General features: G+C 65.7%; 15 protein-coding genes. 2 read left to right on the forward strand and 13 right to left on the reverse strand.

What is annotated here, in order from left to right; genetic code table 11:
* The 6 genes from AC1DN9_RS02110 to AC1DN9_RS02135 all read right to left on the reverse strand — a co-directional run.
* Positions 1–328: hypothetical protein (locus AC1DN9_RS02110; RefSeq protein ID WP_478096833.1), on the reverse strand; the 328-nt coding region annotated here is incomplete at its 3' end.
* 217 nt (positions 329–545) lie between these two features.
* Positions 546–1139 (reverse strand): hypothetical protein, encoded by a 594-nt coding sequence (locus tag AC1DN9_RS02115; protein ID WP_478096834.1) that lies wholly within the window; start codon positions 1137–1139, stop codon positions 546–548.
* Positions 1123–3978, reverse strand: a complete 2856-nt coding sequence (locus AC1DN9_RS02120) for a LysM peptidoglycan-binding domain-containing protein (RefSeq protein WP_478096836.1) — start codon at positions 3976–3978, stop codon at positions 1123–1125. Before AC1DN9_RS02120 ends, AC1DN9_RS02115 begins: the two co-directional genes overlap by 17 nt.
* A gap of 51 nt (positions 3979–4029) precedes the next feature.
* Positions 4030–4374: a hypothetical protein gene (locus AC1DN9_RS02125; RefSeq protein ID WP_478096838.1), complete on the reverse strand. Its 345-nt coding sequence runs from the start codon at positions 4372–4374 to the stop codon at positions 4030–4032.
* 223 nt (positions 4375–4597) lie between these two features.
* Positions 4598–4912: a hypothetical protein gene (locus AC1DN9_RS02130; protein ID WP_478096840.1), complete on the reverse strand. Its 315-nt coding sequence runs from the start codon at positions 4910–4912 to the stop codon at positions 4598–4600.
* A gap of 8 nt (positions 4913–4920) precedes the next feature.
* The gene (locus AC1DN9_RS02135) at positions 4921–19617 is read right to left on the reverse strand and encodes a LysM peptidoglycan-binding domain-containing protein (protein ID WP_478096842.1); all 14697 of its coding nucleotides are present in this window, start codon (positions 19615–19617) and stop codon (positions 4921–4923) included.
* 146 nt (positions 19618–19763) lie between these two features.
* Here AC1DN9_RS02135 and AC1DN9_RS02140 point away from each other — a divergent pair, with 146 nt between their 5' ends.
* Positions 19764–20351 (forward strand): tetratricopeptide repeat protein, encoded by a 588-nt coding sequence (locus tag AC1DN9_RS02140; protein WP_478096844.1) that lies wholly within the window; start codon positions 19764–19766, stop codon positions 20349–20351.
* Positions 20352–20369: 18 nt separating this feature from the next.
* Positions 20370–20741, forward strand: a complete 372-nt coding sequence (locus tag AC1DN9_RS02145; RefSeq protein ID WP_478096846.1) for a hypothetical protein — start codon at positions 20370–20372, stop codon at positions 20739–20741.
* On the opposite strand, the gene AC1DN9_RS02150 is transcribed toward AC1DN9_RS02145, so the two are convergent.
* From AC1DN9_RS02150 to AC1DN9_RS02180, 7 genes are read right to left on the reverse strand one after another with little or no spacing between them, the layout of a single operon-like run.
* Entirely contained in the window at positions 20738–21967 is a 1230-nt protein-coding gene (locus AC1DN9_RS02150; RefSeq protein ID WP_478096848.1) for a tetratricopeptide repeat protein, read from the reverse strand. The two genes, AC1DN9_RS02145 and AC1DN9_RS02150, sit on opposite strands and share 4 nt — an antisense overlap.
* A 39-nt stretch (positions 21968–22006) precedes the next feature.
* Complete coding sequence (locus AC1DN9_RS02155) at positions 22007–22774, reverse strand: sigma-70 family RNA polymerase sigma factor (protein ID WP_478096850.1); 768 nt, start codon at positions 22772–22774, stop codon at positions 22007–22009.
* A 10-nt stretch (positions 22775–22784) separates the two neighbouring features.
* Positions 22785–23510: a flagellar type III secretion system pore protein FliP gene (gene fliP, locus AC1DN9_RS02160; protein WP_478096852.1), complete on the reverse strand. Its 726-nt coding sequence runs from the start codon at positions 23508–23510 to the stop codon at positions 22785–22787.
* Entirely contained in the window at positions 23507–23965 is a 459-nt protein-coding gene (locus tag AC1DN9_RS02165; RefSeq protein WP_478096854.1) for a flagellar biosynthetic protein FliO, read from the reverse strand. The genes fliP and AC1DN9_RS02165 overlap by 4 nt, the downstream gene beginning before the upstream one ends.
* A 3-nt stretch (positions 23966–23968) precedes the next feature.
* Complete coding sequence (locus AC1DN9_RS02170; protein ID WP_478096855.1) at positions 23969–24304, reverse strand: FliM/FliN family flagellar motor switch protein; 336 nt, start codon at positions 24302–24304, stop codon at positions 23969–23971.
* 20 nt (positions 24305–24324) lie between these two features.
* Complete coding sequence (locus AC1DN9_RS02175) at positions 24325–25209, reverse strand: FliM/FliN family flagellar motor switch protein (protein ID WP_478096857.1); 885 nt, start codon at positions 25207–25209, stop codon at positions 24325–24327.
* Between the two features lie 8 nt (positions 25210–25217).
* Positions 25218–26408 carry a flagellar hook protein FlgE gene (locus tag AC1DN9_RS02180; protein ID WP_478096859.1) on the reverse strand — a complete coding sequence of 397 codons (1191 nt, stop codon included), beginning with the start codon at positions 26406–26408 and terminating at the stop codon, positions 25218–25220.
* Between the last annotated feature and the right edge of the window lie 7 nt (positions 26409–26415).

Raw genomic sequence — 26415 nt, forward strand, 5'->3', positions numbered from 1 at the left:
GCCGATGGCCCGTGGCACCGAGGTTGCCGGCCGCATCCACCGCATCGACCACCGTCTGGCGGTTCATCGCGTCGTATTGGTAATACCGATCGGTGTCCTCGGCGACGAGATCGTTGACGTGGGTGTGGATGTGCGTGCGTTTGCCCACTGCGTCGTAGTCGATGGTGATCGCCGCGCGCGCATCCGCGATCCAGCGCATACGCCCGAGCGCGTCGTAGGCGATGAAGTTGTCCTGGTAGGTCACCTCATCCTGCACGGTGGTCTCGCGGATGTGGCGGCCCGCGAGGTCGTAGCGGTAGAACGTGTCTCTGAAGACGCCAGGGTTCACCACTTCCTTGATGTGCACAAGCTGGCCGGCCGCGTCGTAGTCGAAGCGCTGGTTCTGTCGAAGCTCACCATCCTGGTTGCGACTGCTCTGCGCAATCAGCTGACGGGCGTTGTCGCAGGTGCAACTCGTCCGATGTCGGTATGGCCCGTGGCTCTACAACAGAAGCGCCGCCATCCGGCGGCAACGCAAAGGTCATGTGTGCATGTGGGCAGCACATTCAGGGCTGCCGGTCGCGCAAGCACGGTTCGGCACTTTCGCGTGTCTTGGCTTCACCGTCGATCACATATCCGATAAATGAGTTTCTGCCCCGTGCTACCAAGATATCGCCGCATTTCATGGCCAACTTCTCTGCGCGCTCTTTCGTGAACACCACCCAGTGGCTAGCGCCCCCACTGTCCAGAAGCTCTAGTTGAACGAGGCCACGCGATGTTCCTGCGTACGGCTTTGACGAAACATAGGTAAAGCTCCTGTCGACGACTTCAACGGCGAGGCTGTTTCCCACTAACGGGAATAGCAAGAGCAAGAGATAAGACAGCAGCAGCGGCCCAATCACAAGACCACCAACGGCTCCCCAGCGTTCACGCTTTGGAAGTCGATTCCAAAAGCCGCTTGGAACCACTCGTACCAGCAAGTAGCCACTCAATAGACCCAATTGAAAATAAGCAAGAATTGTAAAGAAAAGCCACTTTTCTCTATATACAAAAGGAATGCTCATCGAATTCGTCGCAAGCAGCGGAGCCAGCACAAACGCAATCATCGTGCCGGCGATCCATGCATAAATTGACTGCCTTGATTTATTTGTTTTTCCCATTGAATTCCAGTAATTCATCCTTAACAAAGCCCTTTACAGCATTAGATCCACCGCCAAATTCATAGCCTAAAGCTGCACCGATTCCGAACAATCCGCCGCCAATCACCCCTCCGATCGGGTTACCGAAAGTCACCGCCAGCCCTAAGCTCGCACCCAACTGGGCCGCCCCCAGCACTGCGACGCCTCCCACGGCAGCGCTTGTCGTAGACGAAGCAAACGTCTCCACTCTTTGGTTCACCGGAGCACCGGCAACATCGGCCGAAATTTCTGCAGCGCCGGCGACAAATCCCAGAGGGCCCAATCCCTTCGTCACTCGTGCTGTACGGGCCATCGCTTGGCCAGATTTCGAGGCTGAGCTGACCGCATTCATCGCGCCCGAAAGTTCAGCAGCCCTCCCAATCTGAGCCATGCGATCGATGTGCAATGATCCGGCCCTTTGAAGGATAGCGATAGCGGATGCCTTACCGACGGCCGTTCCAGCGTTGTCAATCGCACCGATCACTGCGCCGGATCTTCCTGCAGCGCCGCTGATCGACTCGTAGTTCAGACTGCCGCGACTCGACGTTGAAACAGATCTCGGATACGCCGCCGGGCTAGGCGCCATAGGCACCGGTGCGCTGTTTTCGCGAGCTTGATGTGCCATCGCATTGTCGAGCGTGTTCCGAATGAGGTCCGCCTGCCAGTTCGCGTTGTAGGCAGGTTGACCGCTCGGGTTGACGAACTCGCCAAAGCTCTGCGGGCTCGATGTCTGCGCATCAAGTGCATCAAACGCCGCCATCTCGGCCGCTGTCATGCGTTGGCCAACCACTGTTCCCCCTAAGCCCTCAGCATCGGGATACCAGCGATCGCCAGCACCTGAATTCAACGGCTTGACGTTCGTGATCCCGCCTGGCCCACCGCCAAGCAACTGGTACGACGCTATCGCTGAGTCGCCGTTGTAGGCCGTGTTGGCCGCCCGACGCGCCACCGACATGTTGAGGTCGCGCTGGGCGTTCATCTCGCCGACGAAGGCATCCTCGTTCGAGGCGCCCGGCTCCTTGCCAAGTTCAGAGCCCGCCACGCGCTCCAGCGAGGCGCTGTGCTCGCCCTTGGCCGCTGCATTGCCTTGCCAGTCCGTGATGCCGTTGTCGCCGAGACCGTACGCATACCCCGCAGAGCCCGGCACGCGGCTCCAATCCGGCTCGTTGAACACCCGCGCGCCCGCGCCGCCCCGGTTGGCTGCCGCGATGCTGTCCTGCACGTCGGAGCCGTTTTCGTAGTCCGCATCCGACCAAGGCCCGACGCCCTGCGCCTTCTGCCCATTCGCCGCTGCGAGGCTGTCCCCCAACACATTGCCAAACGCGTCAGTGGCGACCGTCGCCGCGTCAATCCTGCCGCCGCGCACCGCCTGGCCGACGAGGCTGCCGCCGATGCCGGTCACGAGACTCTTGCCGAGATCGAAGCCTGAGACTGCCGGGTTGTAATCGAGGGCGGCGTTCAGGCCCCGCGCCGCACCAGCGCTCACCGCCGAGGCCGCGACGGACTTCCAGCTAAAGCTCGACTGCAGCCCGGTCGCCACCGCGATGCCTTGCGTCGCTGCGTTGGCAACAGCGCCGCGAATGACCGCATCGCCCACCACATTTCCGGTGTTGACGAGGCCGCTGCCACCCAGCCCAGCGGTGACGCCCGCGCCCACTGCACTGAGAGCGACCTGCTTCCAGCTAAAGCCATCTTGCACACCGAGAGCGTTGCCAACAGCCTGGCCTGCAACCGATCCGACCGCGCCGCCCACAGCACCTGCCGCGAGCAGCGACCCGGTAGTCCACGTGGCAGTGCCAGCGGCGACCCCCGCTGTCGCTCCGGCGCCGCTCAGGACGGCCGGACCCGCAGTTGTCGCACCAATCGCTGTGCCGTAGTTCGCCAACCAGTACTGCTGGCTGACTACCGCCACCACGACCACGATCACTGCCACAAGGACCTGTCCGATTCCCCCGCACCCGCCCTGGTTGCCCGGCGCGGCCAGCATGGTCGGGGTGTCGTTAACGATCCTCGACGGGTCGTAGGGCTTGAAGGTGCTCGCGTTGTTCGCGCTCGTTACCCGCGTCGGGATCGTCAGCATCTGGCCCACTCGCAGGTCCGCGCTGCTGCCAAGCCCGTTGGCCTCCGCGATCAGGTACCAGAGGCTCGCGTCCCCATAGGCCCCCTTGGCGATGGTCTGCAGCGTGTCGCCCGCGCCCACCGCGTAGGTGCCGGGACTGCCCGCCGGGTAGTTCCCATCGATGGGCTGGTAGCCGAAGCTGAAGTCCACCTGCGGCGAGAAGGTCGGCAACCGCCCGTCAAGGATGCGCTCGCCCGCCACGTCGCCGTAGCGCCCGAGCACCTCGCCGTTGACGATCAATTGCCGCTGCGCGTTGTTGCGCTGCTGGTGGCTCTCGTCGGTGTAGTAGGCGTACAGCACGTTGCCCGCCGCATCGCTGACGTAGTCGTGGATGCGCAAGCCGGGGGCGATGACCTGGCCGGGGTCGCCGGTGCTCCACAGGCGGTCGTTGACGTCGTACTTGTAGACCAGGGCTCCTGCGCTCTGGCCCGTGGTCACGCTCTCGCTGATCTGGTAGCCCTCGCCCACGCGCAGCGTGTTCTCGGTCATGGAGATCGTTTGACCCACCAGATCGGCCGCGCGATAGCTCTTCACATTGCCCACGTCGTCGTAGGTGTACTCCACGAGGGTGTGCGTCTTGTTGGGCTCCAGGACTTGCTGGATCTTGAGGCGGCCATTGGCGGCGTATTCGTTGAAGCGGCCTTCGCTCGCGCTGCCGCTCTGGGTGACGCGGTTCGCGTTGTCGTACTCCCGATGGTCCACGCGCACGCCGTCGCGCCAGGTGTCGCGCAGGCGGTTGAGCGCGTCGTACTCTTACGTCTCCGTCGAGCCGTTGTGGGTGTCGCTCTTGCGGTTGCCGTTGCCGTTGCCGTTGCCGTTGGCGTTGGCGTTGGCGTTGTAGGTCAGGCGGTGACTTTCGAATGAGGCGACCCCGTTTGCCACCTCGACCGTGTCGATCGCCTTCTGGCGATTCATCGCGTCGTACTGGTAGATGCTGTCGCTTTCCGAGCCGACGATGTCGTTCACATGGGTGTGGATGTGCGTGCGGTTGCCCGCCAAGTCATAGTCGATCGTGATGGCCGCGCGGGCGTCCCCCACCCAGCTGCTGAAGGCAAGGGGCGCCGGGCGCAGGCGCTCGATGGCCGGATGGTGGGTCATCACGTTCGATGTTGAGGTCGAAGAAATGGAAGCAGGCAAAGCGGACGGTCGACGAAGGGTGTCCAAGCAGGACGGGATCAAGCACGTCGCATGCGTTGAACATGATCCAAACTGCCTGGAACGGCACTTCGCGGCGGTCAGCTTGAACTGAACGCCGCAAAAATCGCCATCCAGGGGCAACGCCAAAGCGATGCGGTTATGCGGACAGGACACGAGCCACGTGCTACGCGTTCTTCCCCGTCACGCGATCGAACTCTTTCAGGTAGATCGCCTTGAATTCCTGTAGCAACTCAGCAGCCTCCGCTGTTGAGACTACTTGATACCCACTCTTGTTAATGATCGGGATGACGGCTTCGTCATGGGCCATAGCGGCATCGATGCCAGCGTCGAGCAGTGTCAAACATTCCGCGTGGTAGTTCGGCTCTGTAGCGCTCACGGACACCATCAATTCAGCCGCCTCTTCCAAGGTCTGCTGATTTACGGAAGCCGCGAACAGTTGCTGAAGATCAGCGCGCCATGAAGCTTCTTGGTGAGTCATCTGGGATCTCATTTGATAGGGTGCGCAGTGTGAATGAAGAACCTGCCTCGGCCGTCAGGCATCAACACTAGGTTGACGCCTGGCATAGGTTGGCTGATCGGCGCGATCGGGCCACCCCTACTAGTTACTTCATAGCCACGGCCAAGATTTCCCATGCCTACGTCCGCCTCGAATGCCTGGGGAACACCTGCCCTCGGTTTTCCAGCAAGCCATGAGTTGATGTCCTGCTGGCGAATGCTGAACGTCTTGTCGATTGCCGCCTCCATTTGAACCCGATCATTAAAGGCTGTTCTGAGACCTGTGCGATTGTTCACCGATAGCTCAGTCGCCACACGATCGTATAGGTATTGATTCGTGACATCGGGACCGTGCTTAGCCAAAGGATGGCTCGCGGCACTTAGTGTGCCGTTAGGCCGCAAGACTTGGCTACCTTCCGTGGCAGCTAGGCCACCCGGCTGTGAGAGGCGTGAATAGGCAGAAGCCGTTGCATCGATGGCGCCAGCTGACCCGCGCGCGCCGATCGCACCCATGACTGCCGTCTTGGCCAGGGCATATTGCCCGAGCGTCATCGCCGTCAAGCCAGCCTCACCAATGCCCTGCATGCCGTAGATCACGCCGCGCGTGTTCTGCCCGTTGGCGAAGGCTTGCCGCGCCTGGTTGAACGCGCCAGCGCCGGTCAGGCTATCGACCACAGTTCGCGTCCCGCCGCCCAGCCCGTAGGCAAACGGCTTGGGCTGCGTGCCGTGTTCAAGCACGCTCCAGCTATCCCCGCGCCATGCTTGCTCGAACGCGTCCCAACTCGACACCGGCGCAGGCTGCCACGGGGCGGCGGTTTCGGCTGCGTTGGCGCTGACAGTCACCTCTGGTAGCCACCCCTCGCCATCGGCGCCGATGTAGGAGCGTCCCGCTCCTGGCGAGTTGCCCGCGCCGCCTGCACCCGCATTCAACGGCGTGACGTTCATGATGCCGCCCGGCCCACCACCAAGGAGCTGGTACGACGCCATCGCCGAATCACCGTTGTAGGCCACGTTGGCCGCCCGACGCGACACTGACATATTGAGGTCGCGCTGGGAGTTCATCTCGCCGACGAAGGCATCCTCGTTCGAGGCTCCCGGCTCCTTGCCAAGTTCAGAGCCCGCCACGCGCTCCAGCGAGGCGCTGTGCTCGCCCTTGGCCGCTGCATTGCCTTGCCGGTCCGTGATGCCGTTGCCGCCGAGACCGTAGGCATACCCCGCAGAGCCCGACACGCGGCTCCAATCCGGCTCGTTGAACAGCTGCGCACCCGCGCCGCCCCGGTTGGCAGCGGCGATGCTGTCCTGCACGTCGGCGCCGTTTTCGTAGCCCGCATCCGACCAAGGCCCGACGCCTTGCGTCTGCTGCCCGTTGGCTGCTGCGAGCGACGACCCGACCACGTTGCCAAAGACGTCCACGGCGACCTGGATCGCACTGATTCTTCCACCCCGCATGGCCGCCGTCGTCACACTGCCCGCAAACGCCGACACTGCGCCGATGGCAGTTCGCCGGGCCGCCGCGTCCAAGCCCGCGAAGGCGTTCGAGTTGCCCAGCGCTTCGCCAATGGCCTGGCCCACGCCCGCACCGATGCCGGCCGCAGCCACCCCGCGCCAATCGAAGCTCGACTGCAGTCCGATCGCCATCGCGATGCCTTGCGTCACTGCGCTACCCAGCGCCTGGGTGGCGATCCTGCCGACAGTGTCGTTGGTCGCCCGGCTCACGGCGCCTTCGAACCCGCTGGCCCCCAAGCCCTGGCTCACGCCGGCGCTGACCGCTGTCAGAGCAACCGACTTCCAGCTGAACTCGTCTTGCACACCAATCGCCATGCCGACGCCCTGGCTCACGACATTTCCCAGAATGGCGCCACCGATGCCCCCGGTGTAGACCGCAATGACCACGGCAATTACCGCCACAAGGACTTGCCCGATCCCCCCGCAGCCGCCCTTGTCCTGCGGCATGGCCAGCATGGTGGGCGTGTCGTTGGCGATCTTCGTCGGGTCGTAAGGCTTGAAGGTGCTCGCGTTGTTGGCACTCGAGACCCGCGTGGGAATCGTCAGCACCTGGCCCGTCCTCAGGTCCGCGTCGCTGGAGAGCCCGTTCGCGTCCGCGATCAGGTACCACAGGCTCGCATCCCCATAGGCCCCCTTGGCGATGCTCTTGAGCGTGTCCCCGGCAGCCACCGCATAGGTGCCCGGACTGCCCGCCGGGTAGCTCCCGTTGATGGGCTGGTAGCCGAAGCTGAACTGCGCCTCGCCCTTGAATTGCGGAATCGGGAAGCCCTCGAAGCGCTGGTCCGCCACCTCGCCATAGCGTCCGAGCACCTCGCCGTTGACCACCAGCTGGCGCTGGGCGTGCTCATGCTGCCCGGCACCTTCGGCCGAGTAGGAGGCGTACAGCGCGTTGCCTGCGGCGTCGTTCACGAAGTTGTGCGTGCGCAGGGTCGGACKCGTGATCTGGCCGGCGTCGCCGGTGGAGATCAGGTGGCCGTTGACGTCGTAGGCATAGGCCAGGCCCGCGAGCGACTGCGGGACGTCGTATTCGTCGGCGGTCTTGCGCGTCGCGCTGACGCTGTTGACGACCTGATAGCCCTCGAAGCGCGTCAACTCGTACGTCGTCGTGGTGAAGGCCCGTTTCTCCGGATCCGCTTCCACCGGCACCGCCAGCGTCTTCACGACGTTCCCCACGTCGTCRTAGTCGTAGTTCACGCCGGTGAGCGACACGCCGTACTCGAAGGTGTCCTGGTGCCTGAGCCRGCCGTTGGCGTCGTACTCGTTGCGGCGCCCCTGCAGCGGGTCGTTGCCCGTGGTGCCCATGTGCATGCGATGCAGCGCCATGTACGCCGCAGGCAGCGCCTCCGGCCCGCTGGAGATGACCCGATTCGCCGCATCGTAGGTCCGACGGTCYACTCTCACGCCATCGCGATCGGTGGTCTCCAGGCGTCCCAGCGCGTCATAGCCGTAGACCTCCTGGGTCTCGCCCGCCTGSGCSGCCCACAGGCCGCTGCCCGGCCCGCCGGCTTCCACCAAACGCAGGCCGTTGTGGGTATCGCTGGTTCGATTGCCGTTCGCGTCGTAGGTGAGCCGATGGCCCGTGGCACCGAGGTTGCCGGCCGCATCCACCGCATCSACCACCGTCTGGCGGTTCATCGCGTCGTATTGGTAATACCGATCGGTGTCCTCGGCGACGAGATCGTTGACGTGGGTGTGGATGTGCGTGCGKTTGCCCACTGCGTCGTAGTCGATGGTGATCGCCGCGCGCGCATCCGCGATCCAGCGCATACGCCCGAGCGCGTCGTAGGCGATGAAGTTGTCCTGGTAGGTCACCTCATCCTGCACGGTCGTCTCGCGGATGTGGCGGCCCGCGAGGTCGTAGCGGTAGAACGTGTCCCTGAAGGTGTCGTTGACCACCTTCTCCCTGATGTGGATGAGCTGTCCCGCCGCGTCGTACTCAAACGCCTGCTGCTGGCCGCGTGTGTTGATCTGCGTGGTGAGCTGGCGCGCGTTGTCGTAGGCATACGTGTAGCTCGCCCCGCCGATGTCGGTATGGTCCTTCAGTTGACCGAAGTAGTCATACGTCCAGGTCGCGGTGTTGCCGTTGGCATCGGTCTCCGAGATCTTGCGGTTGAGCGCGTCGTAGGCGAACTCGGTGGTCTGCCCCATCGCCAGCGTGGTGCGAACGAGGTTGCCGCGCAGGTCGTAGGCGTAGCGGATGGTCTCGCCATTGCCGTTGGTGGTGGCGACCAGCCGCCCGGCCTCGTCCCAGGTCTGGCTCTCCTGGACGCCGTTGGCCCGGGTGGTGCGGATCAGGCGGTTGAGTTTGTCCTGCAGGTACCAGGTGGGGTTGTGCTCCGCGTCGATGGTGAGGACCTTGTTGCCGAAGGCGTCATAGGCGTGGCTCACCACGCCGCCGTCGGCGTGCAGCTCCTGAACGAGGTTGCCCCCGGCGTCGTAGACGTTGCCGTTCACGTTCCCGTTGGCATCCCTTACCGCCACTTGGCGGCCCATCTCATCGTGGTAGATGCTGGTGACGATGCCGCCGACCTGCACCTGCTCGATGAGCTGGTTGTTGGCGTTGTAGCGGTAGGTGGTCACCCAGTCGGCCGAGCGCGGGTCGCTGATGGCGATCACGTTGCCCCAGCGGTCGACGTTCTGGTTCACAACCGGGCGCTGGTAGCCGTTCACACCGTTGATGTCCGCGACCTGGCTGATCAGCCGGCCGCTCGCCATCGGGTCCTGGCTCACGGCGTAGGCGCCCCGGTCGGTGGCGGCCTGGGCGTACTGCGCGGGGTCGCCGGGGATGGTGTAGCCCGGAATCTCCGGCGTGCCGGGGTCGTAGGGCAGCGCAATCACTTCCATCGTGACGCTGCGATCCTCGTGAATGGTGATGCGGGCCTTCCATAGTTGCGTCGCATCCGCCCCCGGCACGGGGCAGTAGGCGTAGGTGACCTCATAGTCGCCGGGAGCGTAGGCATAGCCGCCCATCAAGCCTCGCCCGGCGTCGAAGGACGCATAGGCGTACCCGAAGAAAGACTGCGTCTCCATGAACGCGCTCAAGGGAGGGTAGGCGTTGATCGACGCAATGACGAGCGTGGCGATACCTGAGGGCGGCTCGGGCACTCGCAGCGAGTAGCTCCCGTCCCCGTTCCCTACCACCGTGATGTCGCCGATGGTCGGTACGCCCACGGCGGGGGTGCCCGGGGTGCCGGGCACGTACTGGTCGGGAGTACCCGCGACCTTGCTGATCTGCCCGGTGGCATGCGCGTAGGGGCCGGGGTCGCCCGGGTGGCTCCAGAGCAACTCGTATTCGTACAGGCCACCCGCCAGACCCGCGAGGTTGACTGCGCTCCACTCGTTGCCGGCGGGGTGGTCGATGCGCTGCTCCACCCACGTATCGGCGGAACCAGCCAGGCGCAGGCGCAGGACCTGGATGTCGCCGGCGCCCGGGCCCTGCCACTCGAAGGTCTGCGCGCCCGGATTGACGCCCATCGCGACGTTGATGTTGCCCAGGGGCAGCGGCGTCACGCTCAGGAGACCGCTCGCGGTCACTTGGTCGGCCTGCCCGGGCACCATCGTGGTGACCTTGTATTCGTAGTCGCCGCGCGCGAGGCCCGTGGCGTCGTAGCGCAGGCTGTCGCCGAAGTTCGTGAGCGCGACGGTGCTCCAGCCACTGTCGCCGGGACTGCCGGCGGCGCGCACCTGCATGATCACCTGGGCGCCCGGTGCGGGGCCGACCGCCGCCGCCGGTGCCGCAATCGCGACGCTCTGGCCGATCGAGCCGCCCGAGGCGTGCGCGCCATCGCGATCGAGCATGACCTGCCAGTTGCCGAACGAGTCTTTCTTGCGCACCGTGACGTGGGTGATCTGTTGAACCCCACTCAAAGCCAGCGTCACCCCGTTGGCCGCCTGGTTGGCGTCGAAGCGCTGGGTTTCGTTCCGGACCGTCCCGTCACCGATGGCATAGCCCAGCGTGACCTCCACGTCGCCGCTGCCGAGGCCGGCCAGGAAGCCCGGCCAGTCAAGCCGGACCGAGTCGGCGTTGATGCGACTCGTGAGCGTGTCGTTGCGCACTGTCGCGCCGCCATGGGTCTCCAGCCGCTCGGGCAGCGCTTGGCTGACGACGCGGCCCAGCAGGTCGTAGGTGGTGTCGGTGCGGCGCACGTCGGCGAGCTGCGCGGCGGCCTGGGCACTCCCGATCTGGCGCAGGTCGAGGTCGGCGCGGCTGGTGCCTGCGCTGCGGATCTCGCCGGTCTGGCGGCCTTGCAGGTCGTAGAGCGCGATCTTGTCGACGCCGTCCCCGGCGTTGGTGCGCCACAGGCGTCCGGCGTTGTCGTAGTCGAAGTATTCGCCCTGCTCATCGTTGACGAACTTCGCAATGAGTTCGCCGAAGGCGTTGTACTTGAGCTCGGTATCGACGCCGTGGTCCAGCACATGGGTCTGGTGGCCCAGGGCGTCATAACGGTAGTCGCGCCGCAGGGTCTGCGCGCCGTCCTCGCTGCTGACGCTTTGCCACTCCTTGGTCAACAAACCTTGGGCGTTGTAGGCGCTGTAGTGGTTGGCGCCGGAGGCGTCGGTGCTCTGGACGACATGGCCCAGGCTGTCGTACTGGGCGAAGCTCTCTCGGTCGGAGCGCACAACGGCGGCGAGGTCGGGCGGCAGCACCTGCACGGTATTGCCGGTCACGAAGATGTTGTCGCCCACGAACGGGCTGAGGTTGGCCAGGTGCTTCAGGGGTTCGCCCAGCGTGGCGTCCGGTCCTTGCGCAACCCAGCCTGCGTTTCCACCATCGGGGGCGAGGATGTCGGCGACCCAACCACCCCCGACCAGCAAGGCAAATTCGGCGGGGTCGGACACGAGGGTGTAGAGGGTGCCCAGGTTGGGGTCGAACTTCACCAAGCGCACCAGGCTTCGGGTGCCAGGGGTTCCCGCGGCAGCGGTGTAGCCGACGATGCCCTCGTCCGTGAAGCCTTCGCCCACCTTGAGGTCACGCAGTTGCGCCGAGCCCGTGTAGTAGTGCTGGGTGCCCTGAGAGAGTCGATACAGAGGGACTCCGCCCTCGAAAGGCGCGAGAGAGATGTAGCCGGTCACGCCGTAGTCGGAGTAGCCTTGAGCGGCTTGTGTGAGGTGCTCGATTTCCGGGTTGGGCGCGACGACCACCGTGGGCTGCGGCGCGGACCGCGGGTCGAGGGGGGTGCCCTCCAGGCCCGGCACCATCGAGGCGCCATTGGCGTATTCGGTCTTCAGGACCACGTTGCCGTACGCATCTCGCCGGTAAACGGTCAGCGGCGCGAGGGCCTCGCCGGTCTCGGTGCTGGTGCGCGTGGGTTCCACCACCGCCGTGACACGGCCCAGGGCATCGTAGTAGCTGTAGGTCGAAGCGCCCGCAGCATCGGTCGTGCGCGTCAAATTGCCCACCGCGTCGTACCCGTAGCTCGTCGTCAGGTTGCCACGCTGGCTGGTGCCGTTGGACGCGGTGCTGAACTCGACGTTGAAGCGGATCTCGCTGGTCTTGCGGTTGGCGAGGTCGAAGGTGATGCCGGTGTGGCGGTCGTTGACGAGATCAATCAGCGGCGTCGGCATCGTCGGCACGTCGGTCGGATTGGCCTGGCCCGTCCAGCCCCCGAGCGTGCTCGTCCCCGCCCATCCCGTTGCTGCCTTGGCGTACTCCATGCGATCGACCATGTTGCCCGCGGCGTCGAAGGCCTGGGTCGTCACATAGCCGAGCGCGTCGATGCTGGCGACTTCCTGGCCACGCTTGTCGAAGGCATGCGTGGTGAGCGTCCAGATGTCAGCGCCCGCGACATCCTTGCCCTTGAGTTGCGCGACCTGCACCAGGTCGCCGAAGGTGCTGAACGTGTTGCGGGTGGTCTTCGCGCCCGAGCCGTACTGCTGCTCGGCAGTGAGGCTGCTGTCGAACACGAAGCCGGTGGACTCGACCACCTCGATGGCGCGGCCCAGGCGGTCATACCGGGTATGCAGCGTGCGGTTGGCGGCACGCTCGGCCCGGGTCTGCGCATCGAGGGCGCCCCGCACCTGCGCGGTCTGCAGGCTCGCGGGCCTGGACAGCGCGAGCGTCGTGGCCGTGCCGTGGCGCGCGAGATCGCTCACCTCGCCGAAGGCGTTGCGCTGGTAGCCGGTGACGTAGCCGAGCGCATCGACGTCGAAGACCACCTGGCCTAGCAGGTCGTAGGTCTTGTAGCTGAAGTTGCCGCCGATGTCGCGGTTGGCGATGGCGTTGCCGAGCGCGTCGTAGGTGGTCTCGGTGTACAGAGTCTGAGGGGTGCTCGCGTCCGCCGCCGCGTCGTACACGCCCACTGGGGGATAGATCACTTTCACCTGGCGGCCCAGCGCGTCGTAGACGTAGCTCGTGGTGCGCTCCTCGGGGCGGCCCTGCGCCTCGGTGCGGCTCAGGAGGTTGCCCAGGCTGTCGTAGGCGAGAGCTGTCACGATGCTGGCTGCACCGCTCGCCGCCTCGTCTACCGCGAGCTTGCCGTCGGCGCCGGGGACGACCGTGGTCAACGCCACTGGCGGCGCCCATTCCGTCGTCATGCGCCCGGCGCTGTCGTAGCTGTAAGTCCACACCGAGCCGCTCGCGTTGGTGTACGAGAGCCTGTTGCCCACCGCGTCGTAGCTCCAGGATTCGACGAATCCCATGGCGTCGGTGCTGGAGAGGACGCGCCCGGCGGCGTCGAAGGTCTGACTCGTCGTGCGATCGTTCGTGTTCGTGCGGATGGCCGCGGCGATGCCCGCCACCGTGCCGGCCGTGGTGGCGGGAATCGCCAGCGCGTAGCGGGTGGTGGAGATGACTTGGCCCAGGCCGTCGCGCTCGAGGCGCGTGACGTAGCCCAACGCGTCGACCTCGTAGACCAGTTGCCGCGCATCGTCGAAGGCGCGCTGGGTGATACGGTCATTGGCCGCGTCCGCCACGTTGCTGTTCACGATGCGCATGCGCACCTCGGCGGCGTCTGCCGTGGCGCTCAGGTTCGCAAGGGTCTCAGGGTCCACCGCTCGGGCATAGGCGGTCGTGCGCACGACGTTGCCAAAGCCGTCATAGGTGGACTCGACCACGCCGCCCTGGGCGTCGATCGAGAAGACCAGGCGATTGGAATGATCGTAGGCGTAGCGCTGCACCCGGTCCGCGCTCGGGTTGGCACTCACCATGCCCTGCAGGGCCGCGTCGGTGTAGGTGGTCTGCGCACCAGGCGCGGCGACCGGGTTGGCGTAGGCGATGCGTTGCGTCACGTTGCCGAAGACGTCGTAGACGGTGCGCGTGACGCCGCCCAGCGCATCGACCACGAAGGTGAGCCGTCGCGACGCGTCATAGGCCATGGCGGTGATGCGATCGTTGGCACTCGCCACCACGCTGGAGGGGGCCGCATCGGGCGCGATAGCCGTGGCGTACTGGACCGTGCGCACGAGATTGCCAAAGCCGTCGTAGGCGAAGCCCGTGACCGCCCCGGTGCCATCGGCCTGCCAGGCGACGCGGTTCGTGATGTCGTAGGCGCTGCGCGTGTGAACGTCGCGCACGTCGTCGACGCTGGCGGCCGTCGCCGCCGCCAGCGAGGCTGCGTCAAGAACCGGAGGCAGGGAAACCACATTCGCGTAGGCGCGCCGGTCCACCACATTGCCGTTGGCGTCGTACTGGACGTGCACCACGGCCCCCGTGCCCCCTGCGCCGCCTTCGACGCTCCAGGTGGCGCGGTTCACCGCGTCGTAGACATAGCGCAGGTGGCGGTCGCGGGCATCGTCGATCAGGCCCGCCGTGGCCAGGGCGAGCGCTTGGGCGTCTGCGGGCGTGCCGGGCGCCACGGCATGGGCGAAGGCGCGCTGGTCGATCAGGTTGCCGTTGTTGTCGTACTGGGAGTACACGACCGAGCCCGCACCGTCGATGCGCCAGGTCTGGCGGTTGACCGCGTCATAGACTGTGCGCACATCGGCGTCGCGCGCGTCGTCGGTCGCCACCGGGGGGGCGCTCTTGCCGTCCCAGGCCGCGAGCTGCGCGGGCGTGAGCGGCGTCGCATAGTGGCGCTCCTCGATCACATTGCCCACGGCGTCATAGGCGAAGCCCGTCACATTCCCGGCGCCATCCACGCGCCAGACCGGACGGTTCGCGTGATCGAAGACGGTGCGCACGCGCTGATCGAGCGTCGCGTCGGCGGTCACCTCCGGCATCTTGCCCCGCCAGACGTAATTCGCCATGTCCGCGGCGCTGACGACCGCGGCGTAGGTCCGCGTCTCGATCAGGTTGCTGTTGGCGTCGTAGATGTAGCGCGTGACGGCGCCCGTGGCGTCGACCTTGGATTCCAGCCGGTTCAGCGCGTCGTAGTAGAACCACACGACCTCGTCGCGCGCGCGATCGCGGACCACGATCTCGGTGTCCACGGTCGGGTTGAGCACGGGCGGGGTGGTGGGATCGACCCGGTTGGCGTACGAGGTGATCTGGTACACATTGCCCGCAGCGTCGTAGGTGTAGCCGGTGACCCGGCCTTCGCCGTCGATCGTGTAGGTCAGGCGCCCGGCATAGTCATAGTCGCGCCTTTGCGTGACGCTTGCCGTGCCGAGCGCCGGCAGGTAGTTGTGCTGGAAGTTGAGCGCGGAGCTTACCGTGGCGCCCAGGCTGGCCAGGGTCTGCACGGACAGCGGCGCCGGGTACGAAGTCTCCCGCGTCAACCAGCCTTCGGCGTTATAGGTGTTCTCCTTGACGTAGCCCAGCGCATCGATGGTGTAGATCAACTGGTTGGCCTGGTCGTACACATAGAGCGTCGCGTTGCCGTTGGCGTCCACCGCCTTCACGACGTTGCCCGCCTTGTCGTAGACGTAGCTGCGCGTGAGGTTCAGGCCGAGCGGATCGACCTGCTCCTTCACGCGCTGTCCCGCGCCGTCGTAGGTGTAGCGCGTGAGCGTGCCGTTCGGGTCGGTCACGGTGAGCACCGTGCCATTGGTGTCGTGGGTGTAGACGGTCTCCAGGTTGAGGCCCCCCGCGTCCTCGGTCTGGCGCACGACCTGGCCGGCGAGGTCGAACTCGATCGTGGTGACCACGCCCCTGGGGTCGGTGACGCTCACGCGCTGGCCCTTGGCGTCGTACTCGTAGCGGGTCGTGAGGTCCAACCCGCCCGGGTCGATCGTCGAACTCACAAGGCGGTTGGCCGCATCGTAGGCGTAGGTGGTGACCACGCCGTTGGCGTCGGTGGTGGCGGTGAGGCGGTTGGCCTTGTCGTAGGTGCTGGTGGTCTTGCCGCCAAGCGCGTCCTGGGTCTCGACGCGGTTGCCGCTCAGGTCGTAGCTGTGGTTCGTGGCGTTGCCGCACTCATCGATCTCGACCTGGATCTGGCCCTCGCGGTTATGCACCGTCGTCGAGACCTCCACCCCCCCTCCCCGGTAGACCCTCACGCTGCGCTGGGCGGTGTCGTAGCCATAGGAGTAGGTATAGCCACTAGCGCTGGTCAACGCGTCGCTATAGCGGCCCACCCTGCCAAGGGCGTCGAAGGTGGTGCGTCGAATCGCCCCGACTCCGTTGGCACTCCCCACGAGGTTGCCGCGCGCGTCGTAGGACTGCTGGCTCACCCGACCGTAGGCGTTGCGGGTTTCGATCAGTCGCCCAAAGGCATCGTACAGGCTGTACTGCTCGACGTTGGTGCCCGAGACATCCCGGATGGAGCGGATCTGCAGGCCGCGGCGATCGAATGTGGCGGTGTCGACGACGACGTAGCCGCTCGCCAGCGCCTGGCTGCTCTCGACGGCCTCGCGGAACGCGTTGTAGGAGTAGCTCGTCACATGGCCCAGCGGGTCGGTTCTGCTGGCCTCGGTGCCGGTAGCGTTGTAGCGGCGAAGGACATGGCTGTCCTTGCTCGCGTCGGCGATCGCGGCGATGGCGCCTGTGATGGTGGCCGTTACCAGACCGCCGGGACTGGTGGTCGCGAGCACCGCGACATCGATGCGCGTGCCGTAGGTCACCTCGTCGGCCAGCTGGCCCAGGGCGTTGTAGCGGCTCTCCCTCACCTCGCCCATCGCGTTGACGGTGTAGCTCAGGCGCCCCACCGCGTCGTAGAAGAAGAGGGTCCGATTGCCGTTGGCGTCCGTGCTGCTTGCGAGGCGGCCCGCCGCGTCGAAGCTGTGGGTGGTGCCGTTCGCCGCCCAGTCGGCCAGGCTCGAAGAGGCGCCGACCGCCAGACTGCCGCGGCCGTCGAGTTCGCCGATCAGGCGCCCCTGGAGGTCGTAGCGCAGCTTGGACGTGCGCTCGTCGCTGGTGCCCAGCGCCGTGGTGGTCTCCACCAGTTGGCCCACGCTGTCGTAGACGAATCGCGTTACCGTTCCTTCGGCGTTGGTACGCGAGACGAGCTGGCCGGCCGCGTCCCAGGTCTGGGTGACGATCTGGTCCTGCCCTGGATTGAGCAGGCGCACGCCCTCCAGCGTCGGGGCAACACCCGCGACGAGATACCCCTGATAGCCGGGGCGCGCATAGCGGATGGTCTTCACGACATTGCCGCGCGTGTCGTAGAAGTTCTCCGTGACATAGCGGTCCGCATCCATCTGCCCGACCAGTTGCCCCCGGGCGTCGTAGAAGTTGTAGACGTGAAGGGGGGTGGCGTTGTAGGCGGGAGCGGGTCGCACGCTTGCGAGGTCATGACTCGCGCGGGCGACTGCCATGGCAGCGGTGCGCTGCGCGGCGCTGTTGAAGGCGCACCGGGCGGTGTAGAAGACGGTCTCGACCAACCGGCCTGCGGCGTCGTACAGGTATTCGGTGAGGTAGTCTTCGCCGTCGATGACCCCGATCAGGCGGTTGTCGCCGTCGTAGAGCGAGGTGGTGGTGCGGTCGTTGGCGGGGTCGGCGATTGTGTCGACGATGGGGACGAGCTGGAGGGCGGCGCCGGTGTCGAGCTGGTCCAGCTGGATCGCGGTCAGTGGCTTGGCAAACTGCGTCACCGAGGTGACGCGCGAGGCGCCGTCGTAGCTCGTTTGCGTCACGTAGCCGAGCGCATCGACCTCGAAGGAGAGGCGGCCGGCCGCGTCGTAGAGACGCCAGAGTTTCTGGTCCTGCGCAGTGGCCTCGGGCCTTACAGCTGCCAGGTTGGCCGCCAAGTCCAGCGGCGAGCCGCCGGTGGAAAGCGGGGCGGTGTCGATCGCGGTGGCATAGGCGATCGTTTCGCGCAACTGGCCATCCGCGCCGTAGAGGTATTCGGTCACCGCCCCCGTGGGATCGATATCGGCGACCTTGCGGCCGGCTTCGTCGTAGAGCATGAAGCGCCGCGCGCCCGTCGGGTCCTCCACCATGAGCAGGTGACCGTCAGCGTCGTAAACGTAGCGGGTGGTGCCCAGAACTCCGGTGCCCACGCTCGATTGCGTCACGCTCACGAGCCGCCCAGCCTTGTCGAAGGCCTGGGTGGTCACCAAGCCGTTGGCGAGCGTGAGGGTGGTCCTGCCGTTGGCGTCGTCATGACTTGTGATCGTCGTGTTCGGCGTCACCCCATCCAGCGACGGGCGCGTGACCGCGAGCAGGCGGCCCAGTCCGTCGTACGCGTAGGTCGTGACCCCGACATAGTCCGGCGCGATCTCCTGAATCAGGAGGCCTCGGCGGTCAAAGACGTACTGCGTGATCGATCCCGTGCCGACGACGCCGAGCCCGTCGGTGCCTACCTGGGCGTAGGTGGTCCTGGATTTCAGCTGCCCGAGCGCGTCGTACGCCAGGTCGGTGCGCAGGGTCTTGGTCTTGTCCTGGAGCCCGGTCCAGATGACGAACTGCGCCTCGGTGGGGACCTGCGTCGCGCCCAGCCCGGCGGTGGGGTAGGTCTGGCCGGCGTACTCGATGGTGGTCACCAGCTCGCCATGGCTGTCATAACGGTACTCGACCCCACGGCCCTCGGCGCTGATGGCGAAGCGCAGCTGATTTTTTGCAGCAGCGTCGTAGATGTAGCGCGTGGTAAGGGGCAACGAAGGTTGAGCAGACCCCGCCCCATCGGGGTCCGGTGCCGCATGGACGGTCTCGGTCAACAGTTGATTGCGCTCGTTGAACGTGCGCGTGATGGCGTTGCCCGCGGCGTCGCGCTGCAAGACCTGGTTGCCTTGAGCGTCGTAGCCGAAGACGGTGGTGTTGCCGGCGCCATCCGTGGTGCTCGTGACATTGCCTTGGTCGTCATAGGTGAAGTTCGTGCGGGTCAGGCCCTCGGGGTGGGCAGCCGTCGCACCCTCGCGCACCTCCAGCAACTGGCCTTGGGCGTCATAGCGGAAGATCGACTGCGCACCTAGCGGGTCGGTGACGGTGGTGGTGTTGGCCGTCGTGTCGTAGCTGTAGCGGGTGACCGCTCCGAGCGCATCGGTGACGCTGGCGACCTTGCAGACGCCGCCGGACTGCACATAGGTGAAGGCCAGCGAGCTGCCATCGCTCTGGGTGATGCTCGCAATGCGCGTGCTCGCCCCGTCGTACGTGTAGGTGGTGAGGTAGACGTTGCCGTCGTCGATCGAACCGTCCTCGGGAGACAGGTCCACGGTGACGCTCGCGAGGCGGTTCTGCGCGTCGTAGCCGTAGCGCACGGTGGTCGTGGCGACGCCGCCCGAGACCGTGCGGATCTGCGTGAGGCTCACTCCCGTGTAGTCGAACAAGGTGGTCTCGCCGTTGGCGTCGGCGGCCTTCTGCAGGGTGCCATTTCGGTTGTAGCTGTACGTGAGGGTGTTGCCGTTCGGGTCTTGCGAGGACACCAGGTGGCCCTGGCCTGTCGATTGATAGCGCTCCACGACGCCCGTGTTGCCATCGGTCCATACGAACTGGGCGGCAGCGGGGTCGTAGCTCACCGTGTTGAACGCGCCCGCGCCGGCGGTGCCGACATACAGCCTGCGGGCGGCATCCCAGTGGTAGATGGATCGGGCGCCATCGCGTCCGGTGACGGTGACCGAACTGCCTGCGGTTCCGACGATGCCCGACAGTTCGATGCGCTGCGCGGCCACACCGACGAGCCAGTTGTCGGCGTTGTCGTCGTTCATCAGGCCCTGGCTGTTGTACGTGCGCAAGGCCGTGAAATCTAGGCCCCGGCCCATGAGGGTGTCGTCGCAGTCCTGCAGCACCAGGTTGCCGGTGGCCACATTGACGAAGGATTGCTCGCCGTTGCGGCCCTGTGCCGCGGTGTCGATGACGCCGCGCTGGCCCAGGGTGGCGAAGGAGGTCAGGCTCAGGCCCAGGCTGTTGCCGCTGACGATTGCTACCATTTTTATTCCGTCCCTTACTGATATCTGGTGAACCGTCACGCACGGCTCTCAAGCAATACATCCAGGGATTTCGGAAATCGTTAAGCGAATGACCCAGCGCGATCGAGGGGTTCTTAACAAAAGCACAAAACGATGGATAACTTGTCATGACAACGCCCGAATCCAATTCACTCGATGGCCTGATCGCCGAGGGCTTGGCTGCCAGCCAGGCCGACGATGCCGAACGGGCCATCGCCTGCTTCCAGAAGGCAAGCACCACGGCACCCGAGGCCGGCTTGCCTCAGTTCCTGTTGGGTGCGGAATTCGCCGCGCTCGGCGACATGAGCGCGGCGGAGACCGCCTTCGCCAACGCCACGCGCCTCGCGCCCGGGTTGCCCATGGCCCGCTTTCAGTTGGGCCTGCTGCAGTTCAGCTCGGGCCGCGCGGCCATGGCCCTACTCACCTGGCAACCGCTGCTGCAATTGCCCGATACCGATCCATTGCCCCATTTCGTGGCCGGCTTTGCATCGCTGGCGCAGGACCGCTTCGAAGAAGCGCTGCACGATTTCCAGCAGGGCATCGCGCTCAACACGGGCAATGTCGCGCTGACGAGCGATATCGAGAAGGTCATCGACGGTATCCGCACCCTGATGCGCAACTCGGTGCCGGGGCCGGAAATCACGCCCCAGCCGTTGTCAGAGTCCGAAGCGCACGTGCTGCTCGCGGGCTATCGGCAGCGTGGCCCCGCGCATTGATCGGCCAGCGTCGTCTGCATGATTGATCCGCCATCGCAACTGGCCGCCACGGTTCGCGCGCAGTTGGGCGCGCAGCGACGCGTTCCCGCGCGGCGCGATCCTGCACAGCGGCACGCCGGCCATGGCGACGCCACGATTCAGCGGACGCCCGCACTGCGCGTGCGGACGTTGTCGCCGGACGATCCGCAACGTCGACGCAAGGCCTTTCGGATTTTTCTGGAATCGGTACTGGTGGAGGCCCTGGGCCGCAGGCGGCCTGAGGACCACGGGTTCGATCAACTGGTCGACACGGTGCTGCATCGAATGGAAGGCGATCCCGCGCTCGAAGCGGCATTGCGAGAGGCAGGCGATCTCTTGCTCGCCGATGTGATGCCGGCGCCCTGCCGCTAGGACTTGTCGCGTTCCGGATCGACGACCTGCTGCTTCGGCAGCCAGTCAGCCATGTCGCCGCCCAGCGGCGCTTCGCGGCCGCCGAGCAGACGTCGGGCGAGGCGCTGAAGATCTTCGGCATCTTTCACTTCACCGTTCAACAGCGCACGGGCATATCGACCGGACAAATTGCCCCTGTCGAGCCGCAGCGCCGTCTCGGCGTGCGTTTCCGCTTCCTGCAGAATCTGCTGCATCGCCAGGACGACTGCCAGCCCGCCGTGACTCTCGGCGAAGTTGTGGTCCAGCGCCAATGCCGCCTCGAAGCTGGCGCGGGCCGCCGGCAAGTCGCCTTGAAGGATCTGCGTCCATCCCAGGCCGTGCCATGTGCCGATGTGCTTGCCCAGAACCGCCAGCGCGCGAATGAAGGCCGCATGGGCCACCTGAAGATCGCCGGCCAACAGTGCGGCAAATCCCCGCGTCGACCAAGCCCGACCGTCGTCGGGATGCCGCTGCAGTGCGAGATCGGCGAATCGGGCCGCGTGCCTGGTATCGCGCGCCGCCAGTGCAAGAGAAGCCTGCGTCACGAAGGCTTCGGGCGGATGGTCCGCGGGGTTTCCCGCTTGGAGACTGGCGACCGACCAGCGCTTCGCCGCAACGAAATCAGCTGCATCGATGGCGATGAGGCTGGCGACCCCCGCGGCCTGCGGATCGAGCCCGTTCTGCCTCTCCGCCTCCTTCGCCCAGGCGATGGCGCGGTCGAGATCGCCTTGGAGGTGCAGCGCACGCAGCCACAGTTGCTGCAACGCGCGCGCTGCGGTCGCCGGATGCCGAACGACGCCGTCTCGACCATCGGCCGATGTCTCCAGCGAGGGCGCAAGCCGGGCGATGCATTCCGCATGGCGGCCGCGGCGCAAATCGATGAAGGCACGGTTGTGAAGCAGTACTTCGGCAAATCCCGCGGGCGGGTTCGGCGTTCGCGCCAGGGCCTCCAGCACACGCTGCGCTTCGTCGTAGCGCTGCTGCGCGAGCCAGTAGTCGCCCTCGCGCAGACGCCACGCGAGCGGCTCGGTACCCAATGAATCTCCATGCTGCAGATGGAACCTGGCGCGCTCCCACTCCCCGCATGCCAACGCGGTTTCGAAAGCGTCGATCAGCAGGCTGTTGTTCGAGGGGTCTTCGCGCAGGAAACCGTCGAGCCGGTCAAGGCGTTGACGGGCGGCAACGGGGGATGGCGTCGGCTGGGTCATGAAGAGCAAAGGATACTGGTTGAAGGACGACAGGAAAGGTCACCACGAGACGTCGCAATGCGCGTCCTTGCCGAGCAACTCGCGCAACCGCGACAGGCCCTGCCGGTGCAATTGCGCGACGCGTGCGCGCGTAACACGCAGGAGGCGCGCGATGTGTTCGAAGGGCATCTCCTGCAGATAGTGGCAGGCGATCACCTTCTTCTGCTGCACCGGCAGCTGGTCGACCATGTCGCGCAGGGCCTCGCGGAGTCGCAGGATCTCGGTCTTGCGGAAATAACTCACTTCGGGCGAAGGCATGCGCGCATCGCTCTCGAAGGCATCCGCATCGATCATGCCCGTGTCTTCCAGCAGGACGCCGATCGCAAGGCCAATGCCAACGTCCGCCAGATAGCGAAACAAGGCGTCCGGGTCGGCAGACGAGGCCGACGCGCCAGCGGCATCCGTTGCGGCCTCCTTCACGACCTCCAGCCGCTCCTGTCGAAGAAGGGCCATGACATTGCTCTGCTGGTTCTTCTCCGTCAACCGGACCAGGCCGTTGAGCATCGCGCCCTGGATGCGCTTGGAGGCATAAGTCCTGAAGCTGGCGCCCTGCGCCGGATCGAAGCGATCGACCGCCTCCATGAGGCCGATGCGCGCAAGCTGCAGGTAGTCGCCGAACTCGACACCGCCGTGCGTGCGCCGGGCAAAGAGCGTGGCCGCGAGCATGCGCGCGTAGGGCAGATGCAGGCAGATGAGGCGCTCGCGGGCGGCCGCATCGCCCTCCTCCCTCCAGCAAACCCACAGCGGTGCCGATTCTTCGCAAGACATCGCGCGTCACTTAGTGAAAGCTGCCCACGAGTGCCTTGAGCACCAGGCTCCAGCCGTCGACCAGGATGAACATCAGGATCTTCAGCGGCAGCGCGATGGTGGTCGGCGGCATCATCATCATTCCCAGCGCCATCAGAATGCTGGAGACGATCAGGTCGATGAGCAGGAACGGCAGGAAGATCACGAAGCCGATCTGGAATGCCGAGCGCAGCTCCGACAGCATGAAGGCGGGAATGAGCTGCACATTGCCGATGTCGTCCATCGATGCCGGTACCGGCGCGTTCGAAAGTTCCACCATCAATGCAAGGTCGGCCTCGCGGGTCTGCCGGACCATGAATTCGCGCAGCGGACCGACGCCCTTCTGGTAGCCCTCCTCGACCGAGAGCTTGCCCGCCATGAAGGGCTCGAACGCATCCTGGCCGAGCGTCTGAAGCACCGGCGACATGGTGAACAACGTGAGGAACAGGGCCAGTCCGATCAGGACGGTATTGGGCGGCGTCTCGTTCATGCCGATGGCGTGGCGCAACATCGACAGTACGACGATGATGCGCAGGAAGCTGGTGAGGCAAACCATCAGCGCCGGCAGGACGGCCAGCACGGTCAGGCCCAGCACCACGCGCAATGCCTGCGAAGTTTCGGCGGTCGCGACGCTCGGTGCCGCAGCGGGCGCCGCCGCCTGGGCCGCGGCGCCTAGCAGCATCACACCCAGCAACAACGATGCAGACCTGAATCTCATGCCGATTCTTCCGCGGCGGGCACGCGCGGCGACTCGGCCACGAGACAGATGGTTTGCTCGCTGCATCCCACGAGGAGGCGGCGGCCTTCCCACTCCACGACATGCAGGCTGTGGCGAGGCGTGAGCCGCATGCAGGACGAGCGCGCGAGTTCGGAAGGCGGCGCCACGGTGCGCGTCTTCTTTCGCGCCACGTACACCGCAGCCGCCACGAGGACCAATACGGCCGCGATGCCGAGCGATCCGACACCTGCACCACGCGCCCCGTCATCCTCCGTCGCTTCGCGCATGACCGGAATGCTGGATGGCAGGCTGGCCGTACGGGCGGTCGCCGCGACCGCCGGCGCCACGGTCTGCGCACCGGCCCCCGTCGCGAACCACAGGCCCAGCACCATCAGGCAAGCCAGCCACAAACCGGGAAGGCCGGCCCGCCGCAGCCCCGCATCGACAACATTCATCGATCAGGCGCCCCGGCTCAGGTTCAGGGCCACCGGCAGTTCAGTGATGCGCACCGCGAAGTGATCGTCCACCGCCACCAGCTGCCCACGCGCGACGACCTTGCCCTCGATCGTCAGGTCCACCGGCTGATCGATGGTGCGATCGAGACACAGAACCTGGTTTTCCTTGGCTGCCAGCAGTTCGCCCACGGAGAGGGATGCCTCGCCAACGCACACCTGCACTTTGGCCTTGATTTGATGCAGCGGATTCCAGTCCCGCAGGATGGCGGCGCTGCCGGCATCGCCATCGACATGTGCCGGGGCCGGCAGGTCCGGCAGCACAACGGTCTGCGCGGTCACGATTCCTTCAATGGCATTCGTCATCGGTTCTTTTCCTTCACTGAATGATTGTTGGATGGGGGTGCGGCCGGCCACGCCATCTCGACGGCGATTCGCCCTTGGCGCTGCCCGAGCCAGCCGTCGCAGAGTGATGCACCATCCGCGGCAATGACCTTGAGCGGCGCGTCGAGCAGATGCTTCAACGGGATGACATCGCCGGGACGCAGCGCCTGCAACTGGCCAAGATTCAATTCGGCGCCCGCCAGCATGACGCGCAACGCGATCCGCTCCCGCGCCAGGGCCTGTTCGAGTGGTATTGCCGCGGTGGCGGCTGCCTGTGCGGTCTCCTTCGCGGGCTCGCTGCCAACAAGTGCAGCCACCGCGCGATACGGCAATCCCATTCGCCAGACACCGCCGCACCAGCGCCAACGCAGCCACAAGGCGCCGGACCAGGGCTTGGCGGCAACGGCCGACGCACCCCGCACCAGCGGCGATTCCCGCAATTCGCTCCCGACGAGCGCGGGCGATGAAGCGATGCGATGCAGCCAGTCGTTCCACGCCGCGCGCACCATGCCTTCGGCGATGGCCGATGCCTCGCGGCGCGGTGCGGTCGTCGTCACATCGGTTCCGAACATCGCGCGCGCCACCGCATGGATCGCGGTGTCGCCGCTTGTCACCGCCGGCGTATCAGCGAAGGACCACCAGACAGCGTCTTCCGGCACGTGCTCCATGCCCGCATCGCTTTCGCTGACCAGAACATCGGCGTCAAACGCCGCGACCTCGTCTGCCGGCAGCCAATCCGCACACCAGGCGCGATGGACCGCGGCAAATTGCGAGCACACGAGATCCTGCCGGACCTTTGACCAATGCCGCAGCGGGCGCGCCCGGCGCGCCGACGCCACCGGATCGAGCAGAGCTGAAGACATCGCCGTATTCATCGGCTCTTCATCGAGAAAAGTTCCTGCAGCATGTCGCTGGCCGTCGAGATGACCTGCGAACTGGCTTGGTAACCGCGCTGCATCACGACCAGATCAGAGAACTCCTGTGACAGGTCCACGTTCGAGATCTCGACCGCGCCGGTACGCACCTTGCCGAACGCGCCCTCACCGGCCGCGCCGAAGTGCCAGGCGCGCTCGTCGAGCATGCGAAACTGGTTGTCTCCCAGCGCCGCCATCGCATCCTGCGAGTCGAAGCGCGCGAGCGCGATACGAGCCCCGTTGCGCGATTCGCCGTTCGAGTAGCTGATGGTGAGCACGCCATTGGCGTCGAAAGCGACGCCGCTCAGGGTGCCGGGCCCGACACCATCCTGAAAAGTCATCGCAAGCGTCGACAGATTGCCCGACGCGAATGACGTCACATCCGAGCTGAAATCCAGCGACAGCGCCATCGGCGGCTGGCCCGGCGGCGTATAAGTGGCCTGCACGATGGCCGCATCCGCGACGGGTCGGCCATCGGCGAACACGATGCGCCCGGTGGAGAGCACGGTGGTGCCATCCATGACATCCACGCTCCAACTGCCGGCCTCGACGCTGTCCGTGTTGGTGAACTTCAGCGTCAGCGTGTGGCTTCCACCCATCGCGTCGAGCACGGTGATGTTGCCCACTTCCTGCTCGGTCGCCGTGCTCGAAAGGTTGCCGCTGAACTTCACCCGGGTGGTTGCCTTGCCAGCTTGCGTCATGTGCCCGGCGACGCTGATCTCGACAAGCTGTCCATTGCTGTCCCGCCCCATCACCTTCTCGCCTGAGCTGCGGCTCACGAGCACACCATCGGCGTCGAAGCGGAACTGGCCGGCGCGGGTGTAGACGAGGCTGCCATCGTCTCCCTTGAGCACGAAGAGACCTTGGCCGTCGACCGCCATGTCGAGCTCGTTGCCGGTCTGGCGCAACTCGCCTTGCTTGAACGACATCGTCGTTCCGGTGGTATTGAGGCCGAAGCCCAGCTGGTTGTTGTTCTGGCTGGTGACGCCGCCGCTGAGATTGCCTCCGGTGTAGAACATGTCTGCGAACTGAAGACTGGAGCTCTTGAAGCCCGGCGTGTTCATGTTGGCCGTGTTGTTGGCGATGACACGCAGGCCGCGCGAATAGCCCAGCAGCCCCGTCATTCCGACGTAGATGGATTCGAGCATGGTGATT

It is taken from the genome of Variovorax sp. 05L425 (genome assembly GCF_056397705.1).